Raw genomic sequence first — 26,519 nt, forward strand, 5'->3', positions numbered from 1 at the left:
TATTTTGAAGTCCGCTGGGAGCGGACTTTTTTTGTTTCCTCTGTAGGGACGCACAGCCATGCGCCTCTATAATTCCTTTGTTACGGTTGCGGTACGAATTGTGTCGAAACCCTACCCCCGCTAACGACAAAATTTTGTGCGTCCAACTTGCCTACGGCTTTTTGTCCTTTAAGAGTCGCTGGCGGCTGAAATTGTTGATAAACAACATTACCTGTTGCTTCCATTTGCTGAGTTTCAATGTACCAAGTAAGCGCGTCAGATGTAACAGTCTGCTGCTTCTGCCCTACACCTTTGACATTGCCATTCATGTAGGCAACTTGTTTTTCCGTTTCTAGCCTACCGCGATCGCCACTCACAGTGACTTGCTGCTGGCGCTGCACGACGCGCACGGGTTGGTCTGCAATTACAGTTTTCGTGTCAACGTTCCACTTAAGCGAATTGCCATTCACTTGTAGCGGTGGCTCTTGTAAAGAAATTTGAGCATTTTGCGCCAAGGTAGCAATGTTTGTTTTCAGATCGTACTCGCCACGACCTGCCGTCCCTCGGTCGGTAATTTTATGATTTTGGTAGCGATCGAATTTTATCGGGCGATCGCCAATCAACTTTTGAGCGCGAAACTGCCAAGTTAGCTGTTCCGTCTGCATTTGCACGTTTGATTCTTTTGCAGTTGCCTGGACTCCATTCAAGAACTCAACAATTCCCGCTCGACTTCTAACTCTTGCCTCTTGAGCGACTGTTTGCATTTGGGGATGTTCTCCCGTCAGGCGATCGCGCACGATTAATAAATCTTGGTTTGGTTGCCACTCTAGCTCATTGCCGCGCAATACCAAATTGTATGCAGGAGCTTTAGCAACAATTTCACCCTTAAGCAATAACTTTGCTCCATCCTGCTGAATCTCTCCTGTTTTTGCCGTAATATCGTATACGGGTTTGCCGTCTTGAAACAGTTGACCAACAGGGTTTTCTACTTGAGCGGTTTTACGATCTTTACTATACGTTGCTTGCTTCGATTTAACTTTCCAAAACAATTTTCCCTGCTTATCTGACTGCTCTAAGATCACATCATTAAAAGTTAAGTCGCGCTGCACTTGCTGAGGAGGCGAGGAGGGAGCTTGAGCAACTGTTTCTGCTGTCTGAGTTCGCTGCTCGCAGCCAAATAGTAACGTTACAAGTACTACACCTACTAATGGTGCTGCCATGCAGCGAGAAAACATAAAAAATTGCTGAAAGATATTATTTTTCATGCCTCCATCTTGACAAAAAAAGAGGGAGTCGGGAGAGAAAAGAGCTGCGGGAGCGATCGAGAACTGAGGGAGAAAAATTAGTTCTGACTTCTGACTTCTCCCTTGTCTCCCGTGTCCCCCTTGTCCTCTTTTTCCCTGCTCGTGCGCTCGTGCGCTCTCCGCTCCCTAGTTAAGTGTCTGAAGTTTCGATCGTATCTAAACCATCGGGGGATGGTTGCTCGACAAGATCCAGGCTGGAGAGAGGACGATAGGTATAACCGGATCGCGGTGTTTTTTGAATATCTTCTTTGATCGTTTCCAAATCGATATAGCGATCGCTAACATTGATCAAACTATCACTGGTCATCGATCGCAAGCTGACAACCTCAACTCGCGCCCCACGATAGCTGACAGCGTTTACGGCATAAGCCAAATCTCCATCACCGCTGACTAATACTGCTGTATCATATGCGCCAACCAACGCCATCATATCAACGGCGATCTCGACATCTAAGTTAGCTTTTTTAGAACCATCTGGTAGCTGAACTAGATCTTTAGCAATCACGCGGTAGCCATTGCGCCGCATCCATAATAGAAACCCTTGCTGTTTATCATTGGTACGGTCTACGCCTGTATAGAAAAACGAGCGCAACAATCGCGATCCTGCCGTTAGCCGACATAAAAGCTTGGTGTAATCGATTTCAATTCCCAACTGTAACGCTGCATAAAATAAATTTGACCCATCAATAAAGATTGCTACCTTACCTCGATTTTCTAAAACTTGTTCTGGCGTAAAGATCGAACTATTTTCAAAATCTCTATTGCTCAACATGATTGTTATACCTCAAGCTTTTATTAAAAAAAGAAAAATTGTTATTTTTGAAAGTTTTTATTGTCTTGATTCTAGCAAACGCCCCTGCTAACACTAGACTCTATAAAAGAACAGGGTCGATGGCTCAAATCTTTAGTAATTCCTATCGACCCTGTAAGCTTGACTTATTAGTTAAACCTTTTGAGCCAATTCTATGCGTTGAAATACTGGTCTAGGCTCCCCCAATTGTTGTATATCGCTCAGTATCCCCCAATTTGAGTGACTACTGAATGGAGTGGTAATGAAAGTTTGAGCTTTGTGATTAAAATCAATCGCAAATCCTAATTGCTGATAAATTTCGGTGCAAGTATGTGGGATAATTGGGGCTAGTAAATAGGCTGCTAATCTCACTGATTCCAACACAGCATACAATACTTCCTCCACTTCTGTCTGTCGCTTTTGTTTGTAGAGACTCCACGGGGCTTTCTCATCAATAAATTTATTACTTGCTCTGACGAGATCGAGAATCGCTTCACAAGCGCGGTCGAATGCTAGGACTTCGTAGTATTGTTTCACTTCCTGTCCTAAAGAGGTAGCGATCGCCTTCAGAGGATGCTCGGCAGCTACTTCTCCTACACTCGGTACTTTGCCAGCGCAGTACTTGCGCACCATGCTCAGGGTGCGATTTAACAAGTTACCTAAGTTATCTGCTAAATCTGCGTTGACTGTATTGATGAATCGAGTTTCGCTAAAGTCTCCATCTTTACCAAACTCGATCGTCTTGAGGAAGTAATAGCGCACGGCATCGGAACCATATTGCTTAACCAAAGCTACGGGATCGATTGTATTTCCCATCGTTTTTCCCATTTTCTGCCCGTCTTTGGTTAAAAAGCCGTGTCCGAAAACTCGCCCTGGTAACGGCAAACCAGCAGACATCAACATCGCGGGCCAATAGACAGCATGGAAGCGGAGAATATCTTTACCGATAATGTGTATGTTAATGGGCCACCATTGAGCTAAAGCATTTTCCAAAGTTGCTTCGCTGTCAGGATCGAGCAGCGCCGTCACGTATCCTAACAATGCATCAAACCAGACATAGAGCGTCTGTTCTGGCGCGACGGGAACGGGAAAACCCCAATCTACATTCACTCGCGAAATCGAAAAATCCTGTAAGCCTTGACTGACAAAGTTCAGCACTTCGTTGCGACGGCTGACTGGCTGGATGAAATCGGGATATTTTTGATAATGTGCTTCTAGTTGTTCTTGGTAGCGCGACAAGCGAAAAAAGTAATTTTGTTCGTCTCGCCACTCTACTTGTTTATTTGGGTGCAGCGGGCAGTAATTCCCCTCTAATAATTCTCGTTCCTCTTTAAATTCTTCACAGGAAACGCAATACCATCCTTGCTGGCGATCGGAGTAAATATCTCCTGCATCCCAAACTCGCCCAAAAAATTCTTTGACAATGGCTTCATGTTGAGTTGCTGTCGTCCGACTAAAGCGGTCGTATTGAATGTTCAACAGCTCCCACAAAGAGACAAAGCTAGATGAAATTCGATCGCAATACTCTTGAGGCGATCGCCCGTGACTTTCTGCTGCTCGTTGAATTTTCTGCCCGTGTTCGTCTGTGCCTGTAATCATGAGTACGGATTTACCCAACAATCGCTCAAACCGAGCTAGCGCATCTGCTGCCATCGTTGGATAAGCACTGCCGATATGAGGTAAGTCGTTGACGTAATATAGTGGCGTTGTAACAGCGAATGTGTCTTTGCTGCGATCGGCAAAATTCATGAATCTTAAGCAGAGGATTTAAAAACTCCCTCTATCATATATCAGCCTTGGTAGTTATATATTTTCATTACTTTTAATGCAACTACATAATTACTTGAGTTATGACTCTTGCGATCGCGATCGAATAATTAAACTCTATAAAATTAGCTCAATTTCTGATAGAAACTGTATAAGTGGAGAGTGGTGTAGGGAATTGGTAGTTGGTAATGGGTAATGGGTAATTGGTAATTGCTCCCTTGTCCCCCTGGTCTTCCTTGTCCCCTCAACTTCCTCAGCTCCCTGGGCTCTCTTCTCTCCCTTGTCCCCCTTGTCCCCTCACTCCTCGCTCCTCGCTCCTCACTCCTATTCCCAAAGATATGCGATCAGGTTCGCAAAGAAATGTAAAAATAGATTAAGTACAGCAGCAACTCGTTCGAGCGATCGCCGGCTGCCGATCTCATAAAAGAACTATACAAAGTAGTGCATGAGTGGAAACAGCCCCCTGCAAATTTCTGATTGGTTTCTGGCTTCGATGGGAACCAAACAGTTTCTCTATTACGAAGACCGTATTCCTCGCGATAGTGCCGTTTTGATCGTGAGCAATCATCGTAGCTTTATGGATGCACCACTGTTGATGAAGGCAGTGGAACGTCCAATCCGCTTTGCTTGCCATCATTACATGGGACAAGTACCAGTCATGCGCGAGATTGTCACGGGTCAATTAGGGTGTTTTCCTTTGGAAACTCCCCAATATCGCCAACAAAGCTTTTTTAATCAAGCAATTGAATTATTGCAACGTCGGCAAGCCGTGGGAGTCTTTCCCGAAGGGACAAAGCCAATGGTGCAATTTAGTCAACCTTACCAGATGCAAAAGTTTCAGCGCGGATTTGCTCACTTAGCGATTCGGGCAGCTGCGGGTGGAGAGATTCATAAACCAGTCAAGGACTTGGCAGTTTTACCAGTGGCGATCGCCTCTTTAGAAGAAGTTAACACCTCCGCCGTACCGCTGCGGCTGCTGAGCGTATTTGACCCCTCAGAACCTTTATTCGATCGCGCTGGCTGGCATCCTTTAGTTATTTATCGCCGCGTTGTCCTTCTCGTCGGTCATCCCTTGTGGATTACACCCCAGCAGGTGAGACAATATCAGGGCAAACAAGCAAAAGCTGTTGTCTCAGAATTGACCGAGCGCTGCGAGACAGAAATCGAGACGCTGTTACGTCAAGGATGTTACTAGTTATGAATGATAAAGGAGCAGAGGAGCAATTCAAAATTCAAAATTCAAAATTCAAAATTCAAAATTCAAAATTCCCCGACTCCCGACTTCCTAGTACGGGCGCGCAGCAATGCGCCCCTACCGATTCCCGATTTTCTACAACAACACCAATAGTCTCCAATCGTCCCTGTTTCCTCAGTCCGAAAAAACTTCAGCCAGAGTATCCGCTATTCGTATTTTTACCAGGTATGGATGGAACGGGGCAGTTATTGCGATCGCAAACTGAAGGTTTAGAAGTTGCTTTTGACGTGCGTTGTTTGATGATTCCACCAGATGATATGACAAGTTGGGATGTGTTGAGCGCACAAGTGATTCAACTGATTCACAAAGAACTTGCTAAAAATCCTCAAAGAGAAGTTTACTTGTGCGGCGAGTCATTCGGTGGCTGTCTAGCAATGAAAGTAGCAGTCAAAGCACCAGAGTTATTTAGCCGCATTATTTTGGTCAATCCTGCTTCTTCCGTACAACTTCGTCCTTTCTTAGCGTGGGGTTCGCAATTTGCAAATTTAGTGCCGTCTTGTTTCTACCAATTTGGGGCAGTGGGATTGTTACCGTTTCTTGCCTCCTTGGGGAGAGTAACTAAAAGCGATCGTCGCGAAATGCTTAAAGTCATTCGTTCGGTACCCCCAGAAACAGTTCTCTGGCGAATTGCTTTAATCAAGAACTTCGATGTAGACAAAACACAGTTACGACAACTAACACAACCAGTACTACTAATTGCCAGCGCTCAAGATCGTCTTTTACCTTCAATTGCAGAAGCCGAACGATTGCTCGGAATTTTACCAAATTCCCGTTTAGTTGTCCTACCCTACAGCGGACACGCCTGCTTGCTCGAATCAGAGACAAATCTTTATGACATCATGCGATCGCAGCATTTTTTAGATGCAAATACGGCAAAAATGGCTGCTGGTAAGTCGTAAGTCGGAAATTGTTTAAATCTCCGCTGCTCCCTGCTCCCTGATAAAAATGTAACGAATTTTACAGAAATTTAGTGTGTTTCGATCGTGGAAGGATAGGCTAGAGATCGAGAGATAATCCGATCGCAATCGGGCGATCGCAATCAAATAGAGGAAAAAATATGGTTTCTACATCCCCACTGCCGCTAGAAACTCCCTCTCCGGCTCATATTTGCCCCTACGACCAAGCTTGTAGTTATCTAGAACAGGCAGCAAAAGAATTAAGGTTAGACCAAAACCTACTCGTGATGCTGAGTCACCCGCGCAAAGTTATCACCGTATCAATTCCAGTTAAACTCGATAGCGGCGAAGTGCGAGTGTTAGCGGGGCATCGCGTACAGCATTGTGATATTTTAGGACCTTATAAAGGTGGAACTCGTTACCATCCGGCTGTAACCCTGCGAGAAGTTTCAGCATTGGCAATGTTGATGACATGGAAATGCGCTTTGCTGGGTATTCCCTACGGTGGGGCAAAAGGCGGAATTGCGATCGATCCTAGTCGCTATAGTGTGGGAGAACTAGAACGCATTACCAGACGTTATACGAGCGAACTGATCAAGGATATTGGACCATCTGTAGATATTCCCGCCCCAGACATGGGGACTTCCGCACGGGAAATGGCGTGGATGATGGATACGTATTCTGTCAACGTCGGTCACGCCGTACCGGGAATCGTGACCGGAAAGCCGATTTCGGTGGGTGGATCGCGGGGTCGGGAAATGGCAACGGGACGGGGTACGATGATTGCCGTGCGAGAGGCACTTGCCGAGCGGGGTAAGTCTTTGGCGGGATCGCGGATTGCGATTCAAGGTTTTGGGAATGTTGGCGGTGCGGCGGCTTTGTTACTCCATCAAGCAGGAGCAAAAGTCATTGCTGTGTCTACTGGTGCTGGGGGAGTGTACGCCGAAAATGGTTTAGATGTTCCCGCACTTAAGAGTTTTGCGGCTCAAAATCACCGCAGTTTGAAGGGTTTTCCCAACGCCATGCCAATTAGTAATGCTCAGTTGCTAACTTTACCCTGCGACGTGCTGATTCCTGCTGCATTAGAAAATCAGATTACTGAGGATAATGCTAACCAAATTCAAGCCGCGATTGTAGCAGAAGCAGCGAATGGACCGACAACCCTAGAAGCAGACCGCATCTTAGAAGCACGAGGGATAACAGTATTACCCGATATTCTGGCGAATGCTGGCGGAGTTGTAGTGAGTTATTTGGAATGGGTGCAAGGGCTGTCTTATGTATTTTGGGATGAAGAGCGCGTCAACCGAGAACTAGAACATTTGATGGTGCAAGCATATCAGCAAGTGTCTCAAAAATCTAGACAGCGGGAAATATCCTTGCGAGGGGCTGCATATATGTTGGGTGTCGGTCGTGTTGCTCAAGCATTATCTGACCGAGGGTTGTATCCTTAATTGTTTATATAGCCTTTTTCAATTCGATGAAATACAAGATCTGTAGGGGTGCACAGCTGTGCGCCCCTACGAATGTATCGCATCATAACGAGAATCGCTATATATGTAGAGATGTTTCATGAAACGTCTCTACAAAGCAAATTCATCAAACTTAACTACATCTGAACCCGGGAATCGCGTGTCAAATCGATAGCTACTAATCGTACCTGTTGCCGTATTGAAAATACTAAAAACTGTAATATCGTTGCTGGCAATATAAGGCTGTGGCTTATCGTCTTCACCTCGTAAAGGGGCAATGGTTGGTACTATAGGTTCTAATCCATTCGGATTGCCTAGCGCAACATAATCCTTATTATTGCCAGGTGGGACTTTTCGCCTTTTATTTCCCACAGCCGCACCGTAAGTATTGCCAACATTCGATGTTTCTAAAAAGTGCGTGCCATTATTACTAATAAAACGATTCCACAGGTGAGAATGCCCGTAAAAAACTAATTGCACCCCAGCCGTCTCTAACAAAGGTACGACATCGCGAATGATGTAATCTGCTGCTCTAGGATATTCGTATCGCACTGCTTCGAGGCTACCATCTGTAGCGCGATCGCGAATTTGTACCGGATCGGTATAAGCAGGAACGATATTATCTCCTAAAGAATGGGGCGGATGGTGGAACATAACAATTTTGTATTTCGCTTGTTGAAATTCCTGACTTTTGAGTTCCGCTTCCAACCAGTTATATTGCGGACTACCCTGAGCAATTTCACCAAAAATGACTTGTCCATAGCCCCACTTTTCAGGGCGATCTAAATCTTGTTGGCGTTCTTGGTACTTTCCTCTTACATCTGGCGTGAGATTGTAAGACCGCCACATATTTGTCACGTACAGCACTACCAACCGTACATCACCAAAGGTAATGGCGTAGTATGTCTTTCCGCCTGGACTCGTTTCGGGAAGCGTGAAAATTTCTTCGTAGGTATTCGTATTAAAGGAACGATCCTTCAACCATTGTTCTGTTTGAGTTTCTGTTTGTTCGGGATAAAGTTTTTTAGCGATCGCACGCGGGATAGAATTCTCGAATTCTTCCCCTAAACTATCGCCACTACCATATCTACCCATTACCTCATGATTGCCGATCGCGGGAAATATTGGCGCATATTGAGCGATCGCCCCACCGCGATACACTGTTTTAGCAATCTCGTATTTTGCCCTTCCTTGCAAGCAGGGAAAAAACGCGCCACCACGATTATCGTCAAACCATTCGGAAGCGCGATCGGGAATATTAATTAAATCTCCAGCAAAGAAAACCCCGTCTACTCTCCCTACCGTCTCTACTACTTTTTGCAAGTTTGCTGCTGTCATCGGTTTGAGTTGATGATCCGAGGTGAGTAAAATTTTGAGTGGCGTTCCAGATTCAGGCAGGGAAGCAAGGGTATATTCACCGCTACTGAATGTCGTGCCATCTTCACGCACGCTAGACACGCGATAGGGGACGCGCACCCCAGCACTTAATCCCGTCACTTTTGCTTCGTGTCGCCAGATATCTCGCAGTTTGATGTTTTGGTATTGTCCGGTTTCAGCTTGTGCGCCGACATGGGACTCTCGATCTTCTCGCGTGCGGCTGAGTTTAACTGTAGAGGCGATCGCAGTTTGTTTCAGTCCTGCACCATAAGTAACTGCGTGCTGACTACCTGCAAATTCTGTAAACCACACTACTTGTACAGAGTTGACTGTTGGTAGTTGTAAAAATGGCTCTGTCAGTAACTGAGGTGGTGCAGGCATCATTGGCTCTCTGTTGAACACTCCTAGCAGCGTCAGCATCAAGATTAGCAAAAAACCAATAATGGCGAAGATGGCAAAACGAAGCGCTTTCGGCAGCGCATTCCACCCGACTCTCGACTCTTCTAGCCTTGACCGAGTAGAAAACATCATTTCTTTATAGTATAGTGGTGCATCTTCATCATTTCTTGATGACAGCAAAATAGAGTAAGTCTTACAGTTGATATAGAGTAAACAAGCAAAGGTTTACTTGACGCCAAACCGAATATCTCTAGCTCTAATACTATACTTAAGTAATTATCGTTAAGCACAACCCCGTATGTAATCTAAGTTACATACGGGGTTGATAATTTTTGGTCACTAGTCATTTGCGACGTTAGCGCTTTACAGTCAAACCAATGATAGTTCCATAGTCGAAAAATACAATCTTCAAAAGATAGAAAATCAACCTTTTCATCGCAAATCCGCGCTAGAAATGTTGGTCTTCAACTAGATCGATCCTTATAGCAACCCCACACGCTCGAAACGTTATGGCGATCGCTAGTCATTTGTGAATCACAAATAACAAATGACTAATGACTAATGACTAATGACAATTTTTGTATCACAAGTCACGCAAGTAAGCACTCAGGGAATTGTTAAAATTAGTTACCAATAGCAGCGAGCTTTCTAGAAATCTTGCTGCCCTCACTTCTCTCATCTATATTTCAATCTACAGGAGTGTTTCGCGTGAATGCAGCCGAGCAAGCGATTAATCTGGAGTTTACAAGTAAGATTGCTACGGTGGTGAATTTACTCAAAGCAGAGTTTCCTGAAATTAGAGCCGATCTGAAACCTTGGACGAACGATCCAGAAACCCTAGAGTTAGTCGATCCTGACTCGGTTGATATTGGCTTTCATTTTCCTGGTTGGAGTAAATCGTTTCAGAGTCGCAGTATCCTAATCCAAATTCGGTTTTATCAAGATCCCATCAGCGATGTCCGGCGTTGCATCGGCGTGGAGGCTGCTGGATTCGATCATCGTGGCAAACAGTGGCAATTTTCTACGGTTGAGGAATGGCGTTGTGAAGGCGAAACAAAACCCAAAACAGAATCCAGTGACAAGTTAAAGCAGATTTGCCGCAAGATTATGGAAGTGTTTAATGGTCAAGGGAGCAGGGAGTAGTGAGCAGGGAGTAATTATCAGCAACCAAGTGACCAGTTAAATTTGACTTGTGACTTGTCTTGCTCCCTCAATTCTCTTTCCCGACTCCCCCAGAAGCGCAGCCACAATCGGCGGCGTACACAGTTTTATATGTCGTGTCGCGTTTGCCAAATAGAGTGTAGCGGTTATCGCGGATTTGTTCGTAAGTGCGATCGCCCATCCATTTTAAGCCAGGTAGAGAACGGTAAGCATTGACAAATATTTCACCCATCGGTAATAGTCTGCCAATTTCTTCAGCGGCGGCTGTACCTTGCCAACGACGATTGGGAGTATTAGCATCAATTAAAATCATCCCGAGTTCGCAATCTTGAGATGTAATTCCTAACTGTTGCAAAGCAGTTTCATCTTGCATGGATATATAGCGAAATTTTTGTCCTTGGTCTAGTTTTTCTAATAATTGAACGAGAGTGGTACAGAGATTGCAATTGCCGTCAAAGATAACGATATATTGGTTCATGAGAATGGTAATTGGTAATTGGTAATTGGTAATTGGTTGACAGCTGACAGATAACTGATAACTGATTAGATCCGAAAAACAGGTTGGTCGGGATGAGCGGGATTGGGAATTAAACGCTGATTTTTACAATCTACGAGTAAATCTAATGTTTCTAATACAGTTTGACCAATTAAGACTTCATCCCCAGTTACTAACACTGCCTCGGTTGTCTCCCGTCCCATGATTTCGATAATTACAGGTTCAGTAAGTCCCACCATTTCCTCTCTACCATCAGCATATTTAGCAAGCTGCTGAGCGCGAACTTTTAAGCCCAGTTCTTGTACTATAGCTTGAGATACGACTGTACGAACTGCACCAGTGTCTACTAGTGCTTCAGTTTCACACACGCGCAACTGATTTGGATTAAGTAATCCTCGATTGACTAAGATTTCATCAACAGCATTTGTAAGCTTGACTGGTACTCGGACTGCTCCCATATGTTCGCTAGCTGCAACATCAATTCGATTGAAACTTACCATAATTCAATTGCCTCTCTCATAAAGACTTTACTTTTTGATTATTTTATGGTAGATACGGCAAAATATATTAGGCAGACAATTTAGACGAAAAACAAGGTATAAATTAAGTAATTTGCATGAGTCTGCGCTGTTCGATTTTAGTGGCGGAAATAACTAAATAGGTACTCTTAAGAGTTTGAAAACTATATAGAAAACTCAGAAACACAGTGTACGGGTTGGTCATAGTGTCCTCACAGCAAGCAGGGAAACGACATGAGCCAAGAAATCCTGGGAATTCACCATGTGACTGCGATCGCCTCAGACCCACAGAAAAATCTCAACTTCTACGCTGGTTTTTTGGGTCTGCGTCTAGTCAAAGTTACTGTCAATTTCGACGATCCTGAAACATACCATTTCTATTACGGCGATGAATTAGGACGACCTGGTACGATTATGACGTTTTTCGTCTGGTCTGATGCGCCCAAGGGTCGTCAAGGAACGGGACAAGCGACAATTGTATCCTTTGCCATTCCCCAAGCATCGTTGGGTTATTGGATCGAACGCTGTATTAAATATGGCATCCGCTACGAAAGTCCCGAAGAACGGTTTGGCGAGTCTGTCTTGAGTTTTAAAGACCCAGATGGATTGATGGTAGAACTAGTAGCTACAGCCAATCCTCAAACTTCATCGCCTTGGTCTACTAGCGGTATTCCCGCAGAACACGCAATCCGTGGAATTCATACAATCATGCTATGTGAGGATGGCTACGAACTGACGGCAAAGTTGCTGACAGAAACGATGGGGTGGAATTTTCAACAACAAGAAGGGAATATATTTCGCTACCAAATTGGGGCAGGAGGATCGGGAAAAATTGTCGATGTCAGGTGTGCGCCAGATTTTTGGAAAGGTGCGGTAGCGGTGGGGACAGTCCATCATGTAGCGTGGCGGACTCGGAACGATGAGGAACAGGAAGCTTGGAGAAGCGCGATCGCCAAATTAGGATTTAACGTTACCCCAATCTTGGATCGTCAATATTTCCACTCAGTTTACTTTCAAGAACCAGGGGGAATTATTTTTGAATTAGCTACCGATGCCCCAGGTTTTACCGTTGATGAAGCACCAGCAGAACTGGGAACTCACCTGATGCTACCTCCTTGGTTGGAAAAGAAGCGGCAGCGAATCGAAGCAATTTTGCCATCACTATATTTACCGCAAACTGGTACTTCTCCCATTCGTAGCAGCAACCATCGCCCTCAAACTCAACTCGGATTTACTCACCGTTTTATCCCTGCTGCTGAGCCAAATATACCTTACACCTTACTACTGCTACATGGAACAGGAGGCGATGAAACCGATTTACTTTGGCTGGGGGAAGAATTAATCCCAGATGCAGGAATACTCAGCCCACGCGGTCAAGTTTTGGAAAATGGAATGCCGCGATTTTTCCGGCGCTTAGCTGAAGGGATATTCGATCTAGAAGACTTAAAATTCCGCACCCACGAACTTGCTAACTTTGTTGCCACTGCTGCTGACAGCTACGGATTTGAACCAGATCGAGTTGTTGCTGTAGGCTATTCCAATGGAGCAAATATTGCTGTCAGTATGTTGTTACTCCGTCCCTATACTTTGAGTGCAGCAGTATTATTCCGTCCGATGGTTCCCCTCGAACCGTCTCAATTACCCAGTCTTACTGGTATCCCCATATTTATTGCAGCCGGACGTAACGATTCTATCGTCAGTCCAGAGGAAACAGAACGATTAGTCAAAATATTGCAGACTGCTGGTGCTGATGTAACCCTCACTTGGCATCCTGGCGGACACGCCTTAAGTGGAGAAGACGTGCAAGCAGCTAAGCAATGGCTGTTGACAGTTATCAGTTAACGGTTATCAGTTGACAGTTATCAGTTAACCGTTATCCGTCAACTACCAACTACCAATTACCAACTACCAACTACCAATCATGACAACTAAGCCTGTCATTTTAACAGTTGACGACGATCCAGAAGTTTTGCAAGCGGTGGCGCGGGACTTGCGACGTGAATATGGCGATCGCTTTCGCGTTTTGCGGGCGGAGTCTGGCGCAGTTGCTTTAGAAGCGCTGCAACAGCTTAAACTGCGAAACGAGCCTGTAGCATTGTTTTTAGTAGACCAAAGAATGCCTCAAATGTCTGGGGTAGAGTTTCTGGAACAGGCGTTACAGATGTTTCCAGAGACGAAAAAGGCTTTACTTACGGCGTATGCAGATACGGATGCAGCAATCCGCGCTATCAATACTACGCGGATCGATTATTACTTAATGAAGCCTTGGGACCCGCCAGAGGAAAGGTTATATCCAGTATTGGACGATCTCCTCGATGATTGGTTATCGCAATTCCGTCCGCCTTTTGATGGGATTCGCGTAATTGGCAATCGCTGGTCGCCCCATTCTCACGAGATTAAAGATTTTCTCGCCCGCAACCAATTACCTTATCAATGGTTGGATATTGAATTGTCAGAGGAAGCGCAGGATTTAGTTAAATACGCCGACTGCGATAAATTAAATTTGCCGCTGGTGCTATTTTCCGATGGTTCCAGTTTACTCAAACCTTCGCCTTTGGAGGTTGCAGCCAAAATTGGGCTACAGACTCAAGCTGGAAAACCATTTTACGATCTGGCGATTGTAGGAGGAGGACCAGGAGGTTTAGCGGCTGCGGTTTATGGTGCTTCGGAAGGGTTGCACACGGTATTGATCGAACGGGAAGCCCCAGGTGGACAAGCGGGAACGAGTTCGCGGATTGAGAATTATTTGGGATTTCCTGTGGGTTTGAGTGGTGGCGATTTGGCGAGAAGGGCAGTCACCCAGGCTAGACGTTTTGGTGTAGAGATTCTCAATCCCCAAGAAGTGCAGGGAATTCGCATAGAAGATCCCTATCGGATTATAACTCTCGCCGATGGCAGCGAAATTAGCTGTCATGCTTTAATTTTGGCGTTGGGCGTTTCGTGGCGACGGTTGAACGTCCCAGGAATGGATCGATTGACTGGGGCGGGTGTGTACTATGGTGCAGCGCAAACCGAAGCCCTAGCTTGTCAAGGGGAAGAAGTCTACATCGTTGGTGGTGCAAACTCTGCCGGACAGGGGGCGATGTATTTTTCTCGCTATGCCCACCACGTCACGATGTTAGTGCGGGGCGAGTCTCTTGCTAGTAGCATGTCGCAATACCTAATCGACCAAATTGCCGAGACACCAAATATTACAGTTAAGGTGCATTCTCAGGTGGTGGAGGTAAAAGGAGAGACAAATTTAGAGGCGATCGCGATTCAAAATACCCAAACAGGTGAAATTGAAGTCGTTCCGGCTAATTCCCTATTTATCTTCATTGGGGCTGTTCCCAGAACAGAATGGCTAGATGGAATTGTCGCACGCGACGATCGCGGTTTTGTTTTGACTGGAACAGATCTCAGCCAGAACGGACACCGCCCAAAAGGATGGACGTTAGATCGAGAACCTTTTTTATTAGAAACTAACGTACCTGGGATTTTTGCTGTGGGCGATGTACGTCACGGTTCCATTAAGCGCGTGGCTTCTAGCGTTGGTGAAGGATCGATTTGCGTCCAATTCATCCATCGGTATTTGAGTAATGTGTTGTAGGTGGTAATGGGTAATAGGGAAGTCAAAATTCAAAGGTTAAAAGTCAAAAGTCAAAATTACATTTGTAAGTAAAAAATGAATAATGACCAATGACCAAAAAAGTAGAAATAGAGAGGTTGTAGCTATGCGATAAGTCAATCTTGTTGAAGCATCTCAACAATTATCAGAATTAATTGAAGCTGCAATGCATGGGGAAGAAGTCATTATTACAAAAGACGAACAGCCACTAGTTCAACTCACGCCGCTATTGGCAGCTCAACGTCGCCGTCAGCCAGGAAACGCTAAAGGCTTAGTAATAATATCCGATGATTTTGATGAACCTCTAGAAGATTTTAAGGATTACATGTCATGAGGTTCTTGCTAGATACTCATACATTTATTTGGTACGTGGCGAATGAAGGACAACTAACCACCTCAGTTTTGGAGATCGTTAATGATGCAAATAATGATATTTTGTTGAGTGTAGCTAGCCTTGGGGAAGCTGTAGTTGCATCCTTACGTCTTCACCATCGCTATCCGTTCGATCTCCTGTTAATCTCACAAGTAATTGTAGAGCAATTACCAATATTAAGTATCGATTCTGCTTTCGATGCCGAGCCAATGCAAAGACTTTGGTAATAAGTGTATGAAACAAGAAGAAAAAGGAGATTCTGAGCTATTCTATGCTTTCTTCTCTCTAATTAAACCTCGTAAAAGCACTTCTTCTAAAGATGAGTGGCAATCTCATGTTTTACCTCATAGTGCAATTGCAGAACTAGCGCCGAATCTATGGCACGTTACTGGTATTTTACCAAGTTCTACTATGGTTCCACGTGAAATGGTGGTTTATAAATTGCCAGACTCTAGTTTACTAATTCACAGCGCGATCGCACTCAACGAAGTGGGAATGTCACAGCTTGAGTCTTTAGGCGTACCTAAAATTTTAATAGTACCCAACCGCATTCATAGGCTAGATGCTGGCGTATACAAACAGCGATATCCACAACTTACAATTATTTGTCCCGCCGCTGCAAAACCATATGTTGAAGAAGTCGTAGCAGTAGATGGAATTGCAGAAGAAGTATTACCAAAATATGACATTATCTGTCACGAACCTGCTGGTATTCGTCCGCAGGAACTCGTTTATGAATTACCATTACCTACAGGAAAAGCATTAATATTTACAGACATTTTATTTAATTTAAATAAGTTATATTTACAACAAAACTCACCCAAAGGACAGTTTACATTTCAATGGTTGGGAGCAAGTGCTATTGGGGCAAATGGATTTTTTGGTATGACTTTTTTAGGTAGGCAATTTTTTCTACGCGATCGCCATGCTTATCGTCAATGGTTAGAAACATTAGCTGATAGTATACACGACTTACAAGTTATTTCCGTTGCCCACGGTAGCCCTATTATCGCTGACTGTAATCAGCGATTACGGGAAGCAGCAGCACGTTTATCGTAGCGTCTCAGCCATCAATTACCAATTACCAATTACCAATTGAAATGACAGCTACTAAATTATCCATACAACAAGTACCAATTTTTGCTCATTTAGATGAGAAGCAATTGCAGTGTTTAAATCAACTCGGTACGGAAATTCAACTCGATGCGGGTACGCAAATTGCCAAACAAGGAGATCCGCCAGATGGATTTTATATTATTTTAGAAGGAGTTACAGAATGGACGCGAACTGTAGATGGACAAGCAGCACATGCCGTCAATTTAGGTTCTGGGGAAGTATTTGCAGAATTAATTTTACTGCTAGACGAACCCTATCCCACCAGCGGACGCGCCTTGACTCCCGTTACACTTTATAAACTCCATCCAGAAGCTTTTTGGCAGATGTTAGAAATTTGCCCTCAAGTATGGCGCAGTATTTTAAAAATTGCTACGCAGCGATCGCAACTCCACGAATCTGTCACCCAGCAACAAGCAAAATTAATTTCTCTTGGTACTTTATCGGCTGGTTTAGCACATGAATTGAACAATCCGGCGGCGGCGGTAAAAAGAAACGTTCAAAATTTAGATGAGATTTTACAGCAATTACCTGCTTTGGCGTTGCAGCTACATCAGCAGCCTTTAAATAAGGAACAAATCGATTTTTTATGTGACTTGTATAAACAAGCGATCGCAACTGCAAAAACTTGTTCTCGTCGCGATCCAATTGCTCAAAGTGAAGCTGAAGATGAGGTTACTGATTGGTTGGACGATCGCAATGTTAAAGAAAGTTGGAAACTTGCTCCTACACTAGTCAACGCTGGAATTACAACAGAAAAATTAGATGAAATTACAGCTCATATTACTCCTGAATGTTTGAGTAGTGTATTGCGCTGGTTGGATGCAACAGTTACGGGAAGCGGATTGTTATATGAATTACAACAAAGTTCGGGGCGGATTGGAGAATTAGTTAAAGCGATGAAGGAATATTCCTACATGGATCGCGCCCCCATTCAAGAAGTAGACGTTCACGAGGGAATTAATACTACGTTAATGATTCTCAAATACAAATTGAAACAAGGTGTATCAGTACATAAAGAGTATGGTAATTTACCCAAGATTAGTGCATATGGCAGTCAGTTAAATCAAGTTTGGACGAATTTAATTGATAATGCGATCGATGCTACGGGTGGTAAAGGACAAATTTGGATTAGGACTTGTCAAGAGGGCGATCGCATTTTGGTAGAAATTGTTGATAATGGTGTGGGAATTGCACCAGAGATTCAGTCGCGGATTTTTGAACAGTTTTTTACTACGAAAGAAGTGGGGAAAGGGACGGGTTTAGGGTTAGATATCGTGCGGCGAATTATTGTCGGACAGCATAAGGGTGATATTAGGTTTGAGACAAAGGCAGGAGAGACAAAGTTTCAGGTTAGATTGCCGATACAGTTAAATTAAAATGTCGCGCAAAGACGCAAAGGCGCAAAAGATGGAAGATATTTTACTATCCGAATAAGATGTAAAGCCAAAAAAGGAGAAAAGAATGCCTTCAGCTAAGTTGAGCAATATTAATATGTACTATGAGGTACATGGAGCTGGAGAGCCCTTAGTCCTAATTCAAGGTTTGAGCTTGGATAGTAGTGCTTGGGCAGATCAGATTTCTGCATTTTCTCAAAAGTATCGAGTTATTGTTCTTGATAATCGCGGCGTAGGGCAATCTGATTCTCCTAATATACCTTACTCTACTGCAATGATGGCTGATGACATAGTGGAATTATTGAAGTTTTTAAATATTAAAAATGCCCATATTTTAGGTTTTTCAATGGGTGGAACGATCGCTCAGCAAATTGCTTTAAAATATCCAGAAGTTGTGAAAAGCCTAATTTTGGTCGCGACATCTGCTAAGTTTCCAGCTAGAGCTAGATATTTAACTAAGTTATGGTTAAAAATGCTTGAGGAACAGGTTTCTACAGAAACCCGACTGCAAGAGATTTGCTTATGGGTGTTTACAGATGAATTTTTGGCAGATGAGGCGCGAGTTACAGCAGCGGTAAACCTGGGATTGAATCATGCACATCCTCAACCAACACATGGCTTTGTAGGACAAATCGCTGCTCTTTTAGAACACGATACAAGAGACGAGATCCATCGAATCTATGCTCCTACTTTAGTGCTTATTGGTAAAGATGAAATATTTATTCCTTTGAATTTTTCTGAGGAGTTAGCTGCAAATATTCCTAATGCAGAATTAGTCATATCGGAGAAAGGTGGACATAATTATTGGATGGAATTTCCAGAAATATTTAATCGAGCAGTCATGCAATTTTTAGCTAAAGTAGCTTAGAAGCGATCGCAATGGACGAATATATTGAAATTTTAAGAATTAGTCGTTCTATTCCTGGGCTTTCTATTGCAGTAGTAAAAGATGGTAGTCCCTTGCTAGTAAAAGACTATGGATTAGCAAATGTAGAATTATCAGTACCAGCAACAAAAAATTCTATTTACGAATTGGCATCAGTTGGCAAAACTTTTGCTGCTGCCACGATGATGTTAGTGAAACAAAATAAAAGTAGAAACCCGCCCCTACCACTTTTGACATGCTACGAAGGATAATTATGACCAACATTCAAAATCTTCCACGTCAGCAACTCAATATCAAAGACGCACTCCGCCAAGTACCGCTATTTGTTAAATTACCAGAAACAGAATTGCAGTGGTTATGCGATCGCGGACAAGAAGTATGGCGGGAAGCAGGAGAAGTTCACCGTCAAGAAGGAGATCCAGCCGACCATGTTTTTATCTTGCTAGAAGGAGAAATTCGGATTACCCAGCAGGTAGGAAATCAGCAACTCGTTTTAGCTACCTACGACACGCAAACTCTGTTTGGTGAATTACCCGTATTAATGGGGCAAGATACTTATTGGGCGAGTGGAATTGCGATTAAGCGATCGCGCATTTTTGAACTACCAAAAGACGCATTTTGGCGCTTACTATCTACTTGTTCCTGCGTTACTGCCTCCATTCTCAGCACGATGGCGCAGCGAATGCAAACGGTGCAAACCATAGCACAGCAACGAGAAAAATTAGCTGCTTTAGGAACGTTAGCTGCCGGACTCGCGCACGAAATGAATAATCCCGCTGCCGCTGTCAGACGCAGTGCCAAACACCTGCACGAACTTTGGCAAGATATACCCTGCTTCACTTTAAAGCTGAAGCAGCAGATGACAAACGAACAACTCGGCTTTTTGATTGATATGCAGTGCGAGGCAGTGCAACGGGCGCAAAATATATCTACTCTCGATCCACTGACACAAAGCGATCGCGAGGATGAAATAGCTGAGTGGCTGACAACCCATCATGTAGAAAATAGTTGGCAACTCGCCCCCATTTTAGTTGGAACTGGGTTAGATTCAACTTGGCTAGAAAGCATCGCCCAGAAAATACCTACCGATGCCCTATCTGGGGCGATCGCTTGGTTAGCTGCATCCCTTACAGGTGTTGGGGCAATTGAAGAGATCGATCGCTGTGCCGATCGCATTTCTCAGTTAGTACAGGCAATTAAAGATTACTCTTACATGGATCGCGCCCCTCTACAAGACGTAGACGTACATCAAGGGCTAGAAAGCACTGTGACAATTTTAAGTCACAAACTCAAAGGTGGCGTGACTGTAATCCGCAACTACGATCGCAACTTGCCGCGAATTGTCGGTTATGGTGGGGCATTGAATCAAGTGTGGACGAACCTCATTGATAATGCGATCGATGCCATGCAAGGACAGGGCAAGATTTGGCTGCGGACTTGGCAAGAACACGACCATATAGTAGTCGAGATCGCCGACAACGGATCGGGCATTCCTGCCAATATTCAACCCCGTATTTTCGAGCCATTTTTTACCACTAAAGGTGTAGGACAAGGCACGGGTTTGGGTTTGGATGTCACGTATCGGATTATTGTGGGCAAGCATCACGGCGACATCAATTTTACGTCAAAGCCTGGAGACACCTGTTTTCGGGTACGTTTACCGATCGCAGCTTCATAATTCCCTACGCCAAAACAAAAGCCCCCTGATAAAACAAGTCAAAAGTCAAAAGTTAAAAGTCAAAACAAAAGCCCCCCTTTTGAAGGGGGGTTGGGGGGATCTAACTTGTGGCAAAAACCAACAGAATTAATGTGACAAACTTACAGCGTTGGCACGTACTGCTGCTTTTCTGGTACGTCGGTGTATTCAGCCACAATCTGACGAAACTCTTCGCCGTCGATGGTTTCTTTTTCGATCAACAAATCGACTAAGCGATCCATCACAGTGCGATTGTCACGGACGAGTTTCTTTGCCAACTCATAGCATTGGTCGACAATAGCGCGAACCTGAGCATCGATGCGAGAAGCGATCGCGTCTGAGTAATCGGAACGAGTCATCAAGTCACGTCCCAAAAATACCTCTGAGCTTTGGCTATCTAACGACAGGGGACCCAAATCTGACATCCCAAATCTTGTCACCATCTGTCGCGCCATTCCCGTTACTTGTTGCAAGTCATTACCTGCACCAGTAGTCACTTCTGCCGTACCAAAGATGATATCTTCAGCAGCTCTACCACCTAAAGCACCACTAATTCTAGCTTTGAGCTGCGATCGCGAGATCAATCCTTGTTCTTCGCTAGGAGTAAACCAAGTCAAACCTTGAGCTTGTCCGCGTGGTACTAGCGTGACTTTCTGTACCGGATCGTGGTCTTTAATCAGCGTACCGATTAAAGCATGTCCGATTTCATGATAGGCAATCAACCGCTTACTCTTGCTATCTACCAACGGTGTGCCTTCCATCCCTGCTACAACGCGATCTACAGCGTCGTCAATTTCTAGCAGGGTAATCGCGTCTTTACGTCGTCTTGCCGTCAAAATCGCCGCTTCATTCAGCAAGTTGGCTAAATCTGCTCCTGTAAACCCAGGAGTGCGGCGAGAAATTGCTTCTAACGATACTGTGTCAGCAAGCTTCTTGTTTCTGGCGTGGACTTTGAGAATTTCCAAACGCCCTTTGATGTCTGGTGCATCTACTGTAACTTGGCGATCGAATCGACCGGGACGTAATAATGCCGCATCGAGTACGTCAGGACGGTTGGTAGCAGCAATGATGATAATTCCCGTATTACCTTCAAAACCGTCCATTTCTGTGAGCAATTGGTTGAGAGTTTGCTCTCTCTCGTCGTTTCCGCCACCAATTCCCGCGCCTCTTTGTCTACCTACTGCGTCAATTTCATCAATGAAGATCAAACACGGGGCGTTGTCTTTGGCTTTCTTGAATAAATCCCGTACTCGCGATGCACCGACACCAACGAACATTTCCACGAATTCGCTACCGGAGATGCTGAAAAATGGGACTCCTGCTTCCCCAGCGATCGCTTTTGCCAGTAATGTCTTCCCCGTTCCTGGGGGTCCTACTAACAGTACGCCTTTGGGTATGCGTGCGCCAACAGCAGTGAAGCGTTCTGGCTGTTTGAGGAAAGTCACGACTTCTTGTAATTCCTCTTTGGCTTCGTCAATTCCCGCTACGTCATCAAATTTTATGCCCGTCTTGGCTTCCATCTGGAATCTAGCACGGGATTTACCAAAGTTAAGTGCTTGCCCTGGTCCACCCGGAATATTACTAGAGCGACGGAATAAGAAGAATAAACCGCCAATCAACAGCACGGGGAAAATGAGATTACCCAGTAAACCCCAAATTGCCCCATCATTTCGCATCGGGTGAGAATCAAAGCTTACATTTCCCGCTCTGAGTTTAGCAATCACTTCGGGAGCGCTGTATGGCAGGTCTACCCGCAGCCTTTGGACGCGATTGTCCAGTTCTGGATCGACTGCCTCTACAATTGCCGTCCGTCCGCCTTCATATAGGTCTACACTAGTGACGCGACCAGCATCTAGATATTCCAGAAAACGACCGTAAGTCATCCGAGTACTGGCGGCGTTCTTACTCATATCAGCAGGAGCGCCAGCAAATGCCCCCTGCCAGAAGAAAAAGCCTATCACGAGTGCAGGCAGTGTCCACAGTACTAGGACTCTCCAAGAAAATTTCATCAGTTAGTTGCCTCTAGGTGTAGATACAACAAATCAGTTTGACTACAGGCGGGCGCTTTTATCCCGTAAACGATAGTCCTTAAACAGATATTGTTAACTTTTCTTTCAATCAGTAAATCTTCTAGTGTATGAAGATACTGATAGCAGTTTGATTACTATCTTAATCAAATTTAACGTAATTTTAAGCGATCGCGCTAATTCAGTGACCAGTGACCAGCGATCGGTGACCAGCGACCAGTGACCAGCGATCGGTGACCAATAACCAATCAGTTCATCTACCATGTAGAGAGATGTAAACAAATGTAAAGAAAGATGCAAGACAAGGTGGTTGTAGTTGTCGGTGCAACTGGGGGTATTGGTTCAGCTTTAACTCGCAAACTGGCTCCAACTGGAGCGCGTCTGGTGTTAGCAGCTAGAAATAGCAGCGCGCTGCAAGACTTGGCAACACAGTTGTCAGTTAAGTCAGTATTGACTGTTCCCACAGATATCACCGATCGCACCTCGGTAAATGCCCTGATGGAGCAAACTACAGCTCAGTTTGGAAAAATTGATGCTTTAGTAAATGCAGCTGGTGCAGGAATATTAAAGCCTTACAATGCTCTAGAACCAGCCGATCTAGAGGCGATGTTAGACCTAAACTTGAAGGGTAGCTTCTACACCTGCCAAGCCGCAGCTGAATTCATGCAACGGCAGAAATCCGGGCATATTTGTAACGTAGTTGGAATTTTGGGCAAGCATTCAATGGCAATGGCAGCAGCATACAGCGCTTCCAAGTTTGGTGTAGTTGGTTTCAGTAAATGCATGGCGGAAGAGTTGAAGCGTTTTGGTGTGAAGTTCACGCTATTTTATTTTGGTGGCGTAGACTCTCCCTTCTGGGACAACATACAGCTAAAAGTCGATCGCAAAAAAATGCTCAGTACCGAAACTGCTGCCAATGCAATCTTTTATGCCCTCCAAGCAGAACCGCAAGCAGTCCCGATGGAAATTAATATTCAGCCAGACAGTCACTTGTTTTTTTAGAGACAAGGGGACAAGGAAGCAGCTACCCATTACCAATTACCAATTACCAATTACCCTTGCCCTGATAATTGATAACTGATAACTGACAACTGATTCTGCAATTCTTGCTTAAGAGCGAATGGTAAATTCAGCAAAACAGGCAAAATTTACAAAGAGATAGGCTGTGATGCTGAATTTTCCAAAAATATGAAAATCGATCGGATTCACTTCTACGTAGAAGATGCAAAAGCTTGGCGTGACTGGTTTGTCAGCAAATTAGGCTTTCAAACTGTAGCTAGTTACAGCCGCGATCGCTACACTGATACAGAAGTGGTGAAGAGTGGTTTCGTCTGCTTCGCTCTATCGTCACCGCGATCGCATTTCAGTCCAGTCTGGCAGTTTTTGCGCCATCATCCTCCTGGTGTGGCGGATGTCGCCTTTGTTGTAGAAGATCTCGAAGCGATCGTCCAAAGAGCGATCGCTCACGGCGCAAAAGTCTTACACCCCCCACAATTACAGCAAGGCTACAAGTGGAGTAAAATCTCTGCCTGGGGTTCTCTGGCTCATACTTTGATCGAAAGGAGACAGGAGACAGGAGACAGGAGGCAGGAGAAGACAAGGAAACAGAAAAGAGCTGAGGAAACTGAGGGAGAAAAAATAACCAACCACCAACTACCAACTACCCATTACCCATTACCCATTACCAACGCCACGCAACACGCACTACCCTCAATCATGGGCATCGATCACATCGTATTAAACGTTGCTGCGGGGGATTTGGAGACGGCTGTGGCATGGTATAAAGAGATTTTAGATTTTCGCTCTCAGCAGGCTTTTACTATTCAAACCGATCGCTCTGCTTTGCATAGTCAGGTGATGGTTTCTAGTAATAGCTGCGTTCAGTTTCCAATCAATCAACCTGCATCGCCTAATTCGCAAATTCAGGAATTTTTAGATTGCAATCAAGGTGCGGGAATTCAACACATCGCCCTCAAAACTAGCAACATCATCGAAGCGATCGCGCAATTTCGCAATAACGGCGTATCTTTTCTTTCAGTTCCTCCTACTTACTACACTCAGCTAAAGCAGCGTTTGGGATTACCAATATCATTTCCAATCTCAGTTGATGAGTTACAAGCGATCGCCCAACAGCAAATTTTAGTTGACTGGCAAGATTCCCACCCTGATGCTTTGCTACTACAAACTTTTACTCAACCTATTTTTACCCAACCAACTTTCTTTTTTGAAATTATCGAACGCCGCTCCCAAGCCACGGGTTTTGGCGAAGGTAATTTTCGCGCTCTGTTTGAGGCAATCGAACGAGAACAGATGAAGCGCGGTAGCCTTCAGGTGCGAGAGTCGGGCATCGGGAGTCGGGGGGACAAGGGAGACAAGGAGGACAAGGGAGACAAGGGAGACAAGGGAGACAAGGGAGATAACTTACCAAATAGCTAATGACCAATGACTAACGATCGATGACTAATTAGTATTTCTAAACTCATCCATCAAATATTCAAAATTTCGCCTTATGGCATCTGAGCTAAGGTGTTAATGAAACTTAGCATCTTAACTATAAAATGATTAGATTAATTACTGATTTTGACGGACCTATTATTGATGTGTCGGAGCGATACTACCGCGTATATCAATTATGTTTAGAGAAAACTCGCCATCCAGAACAAGCTGTAACGCAGTTGAGTAAAGCGGAATTTTGGCAGTTGAAGCGCTCTAAGGTTCCTGAAAAACAGATTGCTATCCTATCTGGACTAGACGAAACTCAAGCTAAAACATTTGCTAATTTGCGGCGACAAACGGTACACGCTCATCCTTACTTTCAGTATGACAAACTCGCTCCGGGCGCAGTAGAAGCTTTAGAGCAAATCCAGCAAGCTGGTATCGATTTAGCAGTGATGACAATGCGTCGCGTGCGCGAGCTGGACTATGCTTTCGGACAGCACGATCTAGGTAGATTTTTTCCTGAAAATCGCTGCTATTGTTTAAGCAATGATTATCTGAAAACTCGCGACATTGACGATAAACCTTTGTTGATGGCAAGGGCTTTAGTAGAATTGCCCCCTGCTAGCGATGTTTGGATGGTTGGTGATACGGAAGCGGATATTATTGCGGCAAAAAAGCACGGGATCAAAGCGATCGCCGTAGAATGCGGAATTCGCGATCGCGTGCGGCTACAACAGTACCAACCTGATTTAATTGTGAAAGACCTAAATGCAGCAGTCGAGTTCGTTCTCAACGCTGCATTTGCCCAAGCTAGCTAGTACCTCGATCTTTTCTCAGCGTAGAAAGCTAGAAATCACCCACAACAACACAAAAGTTAGGACAGTAGAAAATTGTTCTACTGTTACAATGCTGGCAATCTGGGTTTGCAACAAACTACCGATCAGCCCACCACCAATTAAGCCAACAACCAAACCCATAGCTGTTAGCAGTACTGCTCGACCAAATTTTTGTTCTTTCCGATAGAGAAAGTAGAGGCTCGAACAAACACCAACGATTAATAAAAATTGCAAGATTTGAGCGCCGACAGCGCTATAAAACACTCCAATACAGCTCAACCCTAAGTACAGCACTCCAGGCATGAGAATCTCACTCAAGCTAGGCTTGTCTTGTATACCTTGCAGCCACGCTGGGGCTTGAGGCGCAGGCGATGAGACTTCTTTAGGGGGAGATTGGATAGCCGTCTCAGCGAAGCGGATACCTTCTGGAACTTTAATCTTTCCTTCTTGGCGCAGTCGCAAACGCTCCATTAAGATGGCATCATAAGCTGCTTCCACTGTCTCCAACAGCTGCCGATCGTTGCTGCACTGCTGTACGAGGCGAGTGCGAGCTTCTTGGATCTCGTCGAATGTCGCGTCTTCTGATACCCCAAGTTTGTCGTAGGGACTTTGCTCGATCATGTGAATTTATCGCCTTAGCGGAGTCGGGGGCGAATATAGAAAAATGTACAACAAGGCGTATGCTGTCAGCCTAGCCTATTTAGATCTATTCTAATAGACTATTGCGGCTACCG

The 26,519-nt window shown here is 44.6% G+C and carries 26 protein-coding genes and 1 pseudogene; 17 read left to right on the forward strand and 10 right to left on the reverse strand.

Features of this window, described 5'->3' with window-relative positions:
• Positions 1 to 80 precede the first annotated feature (80 nt).
• The 4 genes from lptC to DSM107010_RS42025 form a co-directional block, all read right to left on the reverse strand.
• On the reverse strand, positions 81 to 1,244 hold the full coding sequence (lptC, locus tag DSM107010_RS03950; RefSeq protein WP_199755393.1) for an LPS export ABC transporter periplasmic protein LptC: 1,164 nt from the start codon (positions 1,242 to 1,244) through the stop codon (positions 81 to 83).
• 169 nt (positions 1,245 to 1,413) lie between these two features.
• Positions 1,414 to 2,055, reverse strand: coding sequence for a LabA-like NYN domain-containing protein (locus DSM107010_RS03955; RefSeq protein WP_015153513.1), 642 nt, complete (start codon positions 2,053 to 2,055; stop codon positions 1,414 to 1,416).
• Between the two features lie 171 nt (positions 2,056 to 2,226).
• Positions 2,227 to 3,822 carry a methionine--tRNA ligase gene (metG, locus tag DSM107010_RS03960; RefSeq protein WP_015153514.1) on the reverse strand — a complete coding sequence of 532 codons (1,596 nt, stop codon included), beginning with the start codon at positions 3,820 to 3,822 and terminating at the stop codon, positions 2,227 to 2,229.
• A 143-nt stretch (positions 3,823 to 3,965) separates the two neighbouring features.
• Positions 3,966 to 4,088 carry a hypothetical protein gene (locus DSM107010_RS42025; RefSeq protein ID WP_277871308.1) on the reverse strand — a complete coding sequence of 41 codons (123 nt, stop codon included), beginning with the start codon at positions 4,086 to 4,088 and terminating at the stop codon, positions 3,966 to 3,968.
• A gap of 197 nt (positions 4,089 to 4,285) precedes the next feature.
• Between DSM107010_RS42025 and DSM107010_RS03965 the strand changes: the two genes are divergently transcribed.
• The 3 genes from DSM107010_RS03965 to DSM107010_RS03975 all read left to right on the forward strand — a co-directional run bounded on the left by DSM107010_RS03965 (position 4,286) and on the right by DSM107010_RS03975 (position 7,442).
• The gene (locus DSM107010_RS03965; RefSeq protein WP_015153515.1) at positions 4,286 to 5,035 is read left to right on the forward strand and encodes a lysophospholipid acyltransferase family protein; all 750 of its coding nucleotides are present in this window, start codon (positions 4,286 to 4,288) and stop codon (positions 5,033 to 5,035) included.
• Between the two features lie 2 nt (positions 5,036 to 5,037).
• Positions 5,038 to 5,994 carry an alpha/beta fold hydrolase gene (locus DSM107010_RS03970; protein WP_199755394.1) on the forward strand — a complete coding sequence of 319 codons (957 nt, stop codon included), beginning with the start codon at positions 5,038 to 5,040 and terminating at the stop codon, positions 5,992 to 5,994.
• 158 nt (positions 5,995 to 6,152) lie between these two features.
• The gene (locus DSM107010_RS03975) at positions 6,153 to 7,442 is read left to right on the forward strand and encodes a Glu/Leu/Phe/Val family dehydrogenase (RefSeq protein ID WP_015153517.1); all 1,290 of its coding nucleotides are present in this window, start codon (positions 6,153 to 6,155) and stop codon (positions 7,440 to 7,442) included.
• A 129-nt stretch (positions 7,443 to 7,571) separates the two neighbouring features.
• Here the strand turns inward: DSM107010_RS03975 and DSM107010_RS03980 are convergent, their stop codons facing one another.
• On the reverse strand, positions 7,572 to 9,368 hold the full coding sequence (locus DSM107010_RS03980; protein ID WP_106166812.1) for a metallophosphoesterase family protein: 1,797 nt from the start codon (positions 9,366 to 9,368) through the stop codon (positions 7,572 to 7,574).
• A 576-nt stretch (positions 9,369 to 9,944) separates the two neighbouring features.
• Between DSM107010_RS03980 and DSM107010_RS03985 the strand changes: the two genes are divergently transcribed.
• On the forward strand, positions 9,945 to 10,379 hold the full coding sequence (locus DSM107010_RS03985) for a hypothetical protein (RefSeq protein WP_015153519.1): 435 nt from the start codon (positions 9,945 to 9,947) through the stop codon (positions 10,377 to 10,379).
• A 67-nt stretch (positions 10,380 to 10,446) separates the two neighbouring features.
• Here DSM107010_RS03985 and DSM107010_RS03990 read toward each other — a convergent pair whose 3' ends face one another.
• Positions 10,447 to 10,875, reverse strand: a complete 429-nt coding sequence (locus DSM107010_RS03990) for a thiol-disulfide oxidoreductase DCC family protein (protein WP_106166813.1) — start codon at positions 10,873 to 10,875, stop codon at positions 10,447 to 10,449.
• A 65-nt stretch (positions 10,876 to 10,940) separates the two neighbouring features.
• The gene (locus tag DSM107010_RS03995; protein ID WP_015153521.1) at positions 10,941 to 11,393 is read right to left on the reverse strand and encodes a clan AA aspartic protease; all 453 of its coding nucleotides are present in this window, start codon (positions 11,391 to 11,393) and stop codon (positions 10,941 to 10,943) included.
• A 252-nt stretch (positions 11,394 to 11,645) separates the two neighbouring features.
• Between DSM107010_RS03995 and DSM107010_RS04000 the strand changes: the two genes are divergently transcribed.
• The 10 genes and pseudogenes from DSM107010_RS04000 to DSM107010_RS04040 all read left to right on the forward strand — a co-directional run bounded on the left by DSM107010_RS04000 (position 11,646) and on the right by DSM107010_RS04040 (position 20,465).
• A complete protein-coding gene (locus DSM107010_RS04000; protein WP_127022419.1) occupies positions 11,646 to 13,253 on the forward strand; it encodes a VOC family protein in 1,608 nt (535 codons plus the stop codon).
• Positions 13,254 to 13,332: 79 nt separating this feature from the next.
• Positions 13,333 to 15,000, forward strand: coding sequence for an FAD-dependent oxidoreductase (locus DSM107010_RS04005; RefSeq protein ID WP_015153524.1), 1,668 nt, complete (start codon positions 13,333 to 13,335; stop codon positions 14,998 to 15,000).
• Positions 15,001 to 15,154: 154 nt separating this feature from the next.
• Positions 15,155 to 15,232: pseudogene (locus DSM107010_RS42030) on the forward strand (type II toxin-antitoxin system prevent-host-death family antitoxin); the annotation flags it as partial.
• Positions 15,233 to 15,247: 15 nt separating this feature from the next.
• Positions 15,248 to 15,352, forward strand: coding sequence for a DUF2281 domain-containing protein (locus DSM107010_RS42035; RefSeq protein WP_258183989.1), 105 nt, complete (start codon positions 15,248 to 15,250; stop codon positions 15,350 to 15,352).
• Positions 15,349 to 15,618 (forward strand): type II toxin-antitoxin system VapC family toxin, encoded by a 270-nt coding sequence (locus DSM107010_RS04015; RefSeq protein ID WP_106169199.1) that lies wholly within the window; start codon positions 15,349 to 15,351, stop codon positions 15,616 to 15,618. Before DSM107010_RS42035 ends, DSM107010_RS04015 begins: the two co-directional genes overlap by 4 nt.
• A 7-nt stretch (positions 15,619 to 15,625) precedes the next feature.
• On the forward strand, positions 15,626 to 16,450 hold the full coding sequence (locus DSM107010_RS04020) for a hypothetical protein (protein WP_106169200.1): 825 nt from the start codon (positions 15,626 to 15,628) through the stop codon (positions 16,448 to 16,450).
• Between the two features lie 41 nt (positions 16,451 to 16,491).
• The gene (locus tag DSM107010_RS04025; RefSeq protein ID WP_106169201.1) at positions 16,492 to 17,883 is read left to right on the forward strand and encodes an ATP-binding protein; all 1,392 of its coding nucleotides are present in this window, start codon (positions 16,492 to 16,494) and stop codon (positions 17,881 to 17,883) included.
• An 85-nt stretch (positions 17,884 to 17,968) separates the two neighbouring features.
• Positions 17,969 to 18,769: an alpha/beta fold hydrolase gene (locus DSM107010_RS04030; RefSeq protein ID WP_106169202.1), complete on the forward strand. Its 801-nt coding sequence runs from the start codon at positions 17,969 to 17,971 to the stop codon at positions 18,767 to 18,769.
• Between the two features lie 11 nt (positions 18,770 to 18,780).
• Positions 18,781 to 19,038: a serine hydrolase gene (locus DSM107010_RS04035; RefSeq protein ID WP_041462392.1), complete on the forward strand. Its 258-nt coding sequence runs from the start codon at positions 18,781 to 18,783 to the stop codon at positions 19,036 to 19,038.
• Between the two features lie 2 nt (positions 19,039 to 19,040).
• Positions 19,041 to 20,465 carry a sensor histidine kinase gene (locus tag DSM107010_RS04040; protein ID WP_015153529.1) on the forward strand — a complete coding sequence of 475 codons (1,425 nt, stop codon included), beginning with the start codon at positions 19,041 to 19,043 and terminating at the stop codon, positions 20,463 to 20,465.
• 140 nt (positions 20,466 to 20,605) lie between these two features.
• Here DSM107010_RS04040 and ftsH2 read toward each other — a convergent pair whose 3' ends face one another.
• Positions 20,606 to 22,492 (reverse strand): ATP-dependent zinc metalloprotease FtsH2, encoded by a 1,887-nt coding sequence (gene ftsH2 / locus DSM107010_RS04045; RefSeq protein ID WP_015153530.1) that lies wholly within the window; start codon positions 22,490 to 22,492, stop codon positions 20,606 to 20,608.
• 105 nt (positions 22,493 to 22,597) lie between these two features.
• The gene (locus DSM107010_RS39375; RefSeq protein WP_127022422.1) at positions 22,598 to 22,810 is read right to left on the reverse strand and encodes a hypothetical protein; all 213 of its coding nucleotides are present in this window, start codon (positions 22,808 to 22,810) and stop codon (positions 22,598 to 22,600) included.
• Here DSM107010_RS39375 and DSM107010_RS04055 point away from each other — a divergent pair.
• The 3 genes from DSM107010_RS04055 (at position 22,805) to DSM107010_RS04065 (ending at position 25,767) form a co-directional block, all read left to right on the forward strand.
• On the forward strand, positions 22,805 to 23,512 hold the full coding sequence (locus DSM107010_RS04055; protein ID WP_015153531.1) for an SDR family oxidoreductase: 708 nt from the start codon (positions 22,805 to 22,807) through the stop codon (positions 23,510 to 23,512). The genes DSM107010_RS39375 and DSM107010_RS04055 overlap by 6 nt on opposite strands.
• A 186-nt stretch (positions 23,513 to 23,698) precedes the next feature.
• On the forward strand, positions 23,699 to 24,946 hold the full coding sequence (gene hppD, locus DSM107010_RS04060; RefSeq protein ID WP_106168246.1) for a 4-hydroxyphenylpyruvate dioxygenase: 1,248 nt from the start codon (positions 23,699 to 23,701) through the stop codon (positions 24,944 to 24,946).
• A gap of 122 nt (positions 24,947 to 25,068) precedes the next feature.
• Positions 25,069 to 25,767, forward strand: a complete 699-nt coding sequence (locus DSM107010_RS04065) for an HAD family hydrolase (RefSeq protein ID WP_041462393.1) — start codon at positions 25,069 to 25,071, stop codon at positions 25,765 to 25,767.
• A gap of 15 nt (positions 25,768 to 25,782) precedes the next feature.
• Here the strand turns inward: DSM107010_RS04065 and DSM107010_RS04070 are convergent, their stop codons facing one another.
• Entirely contained in the window at positions 25,783 to 26,406 is a 624-nt protein-coding gene (locus DSM107010_RS04070; protein ID WP_015153534.1) for a CPP1-like family protein, read from the reverse strand.
• Between the last annotated feature and the right edge of the window lie 113 nt (positions 26,407 to 26,519).

Origin of the sequence: Chroococcidiopsis cubana SAG 39.79 (assembly GCF_003991895.1) — a bacterium.
In the GTDB taxonomy this organism is placed as follows: Bacteria; Cyanobacteriota; Cyanobacteriia; order Cyanobacteriales; family Chroococcidiopsidaceae; genus Chroococcidiopsis; species Chroococcidiopsis thermalis.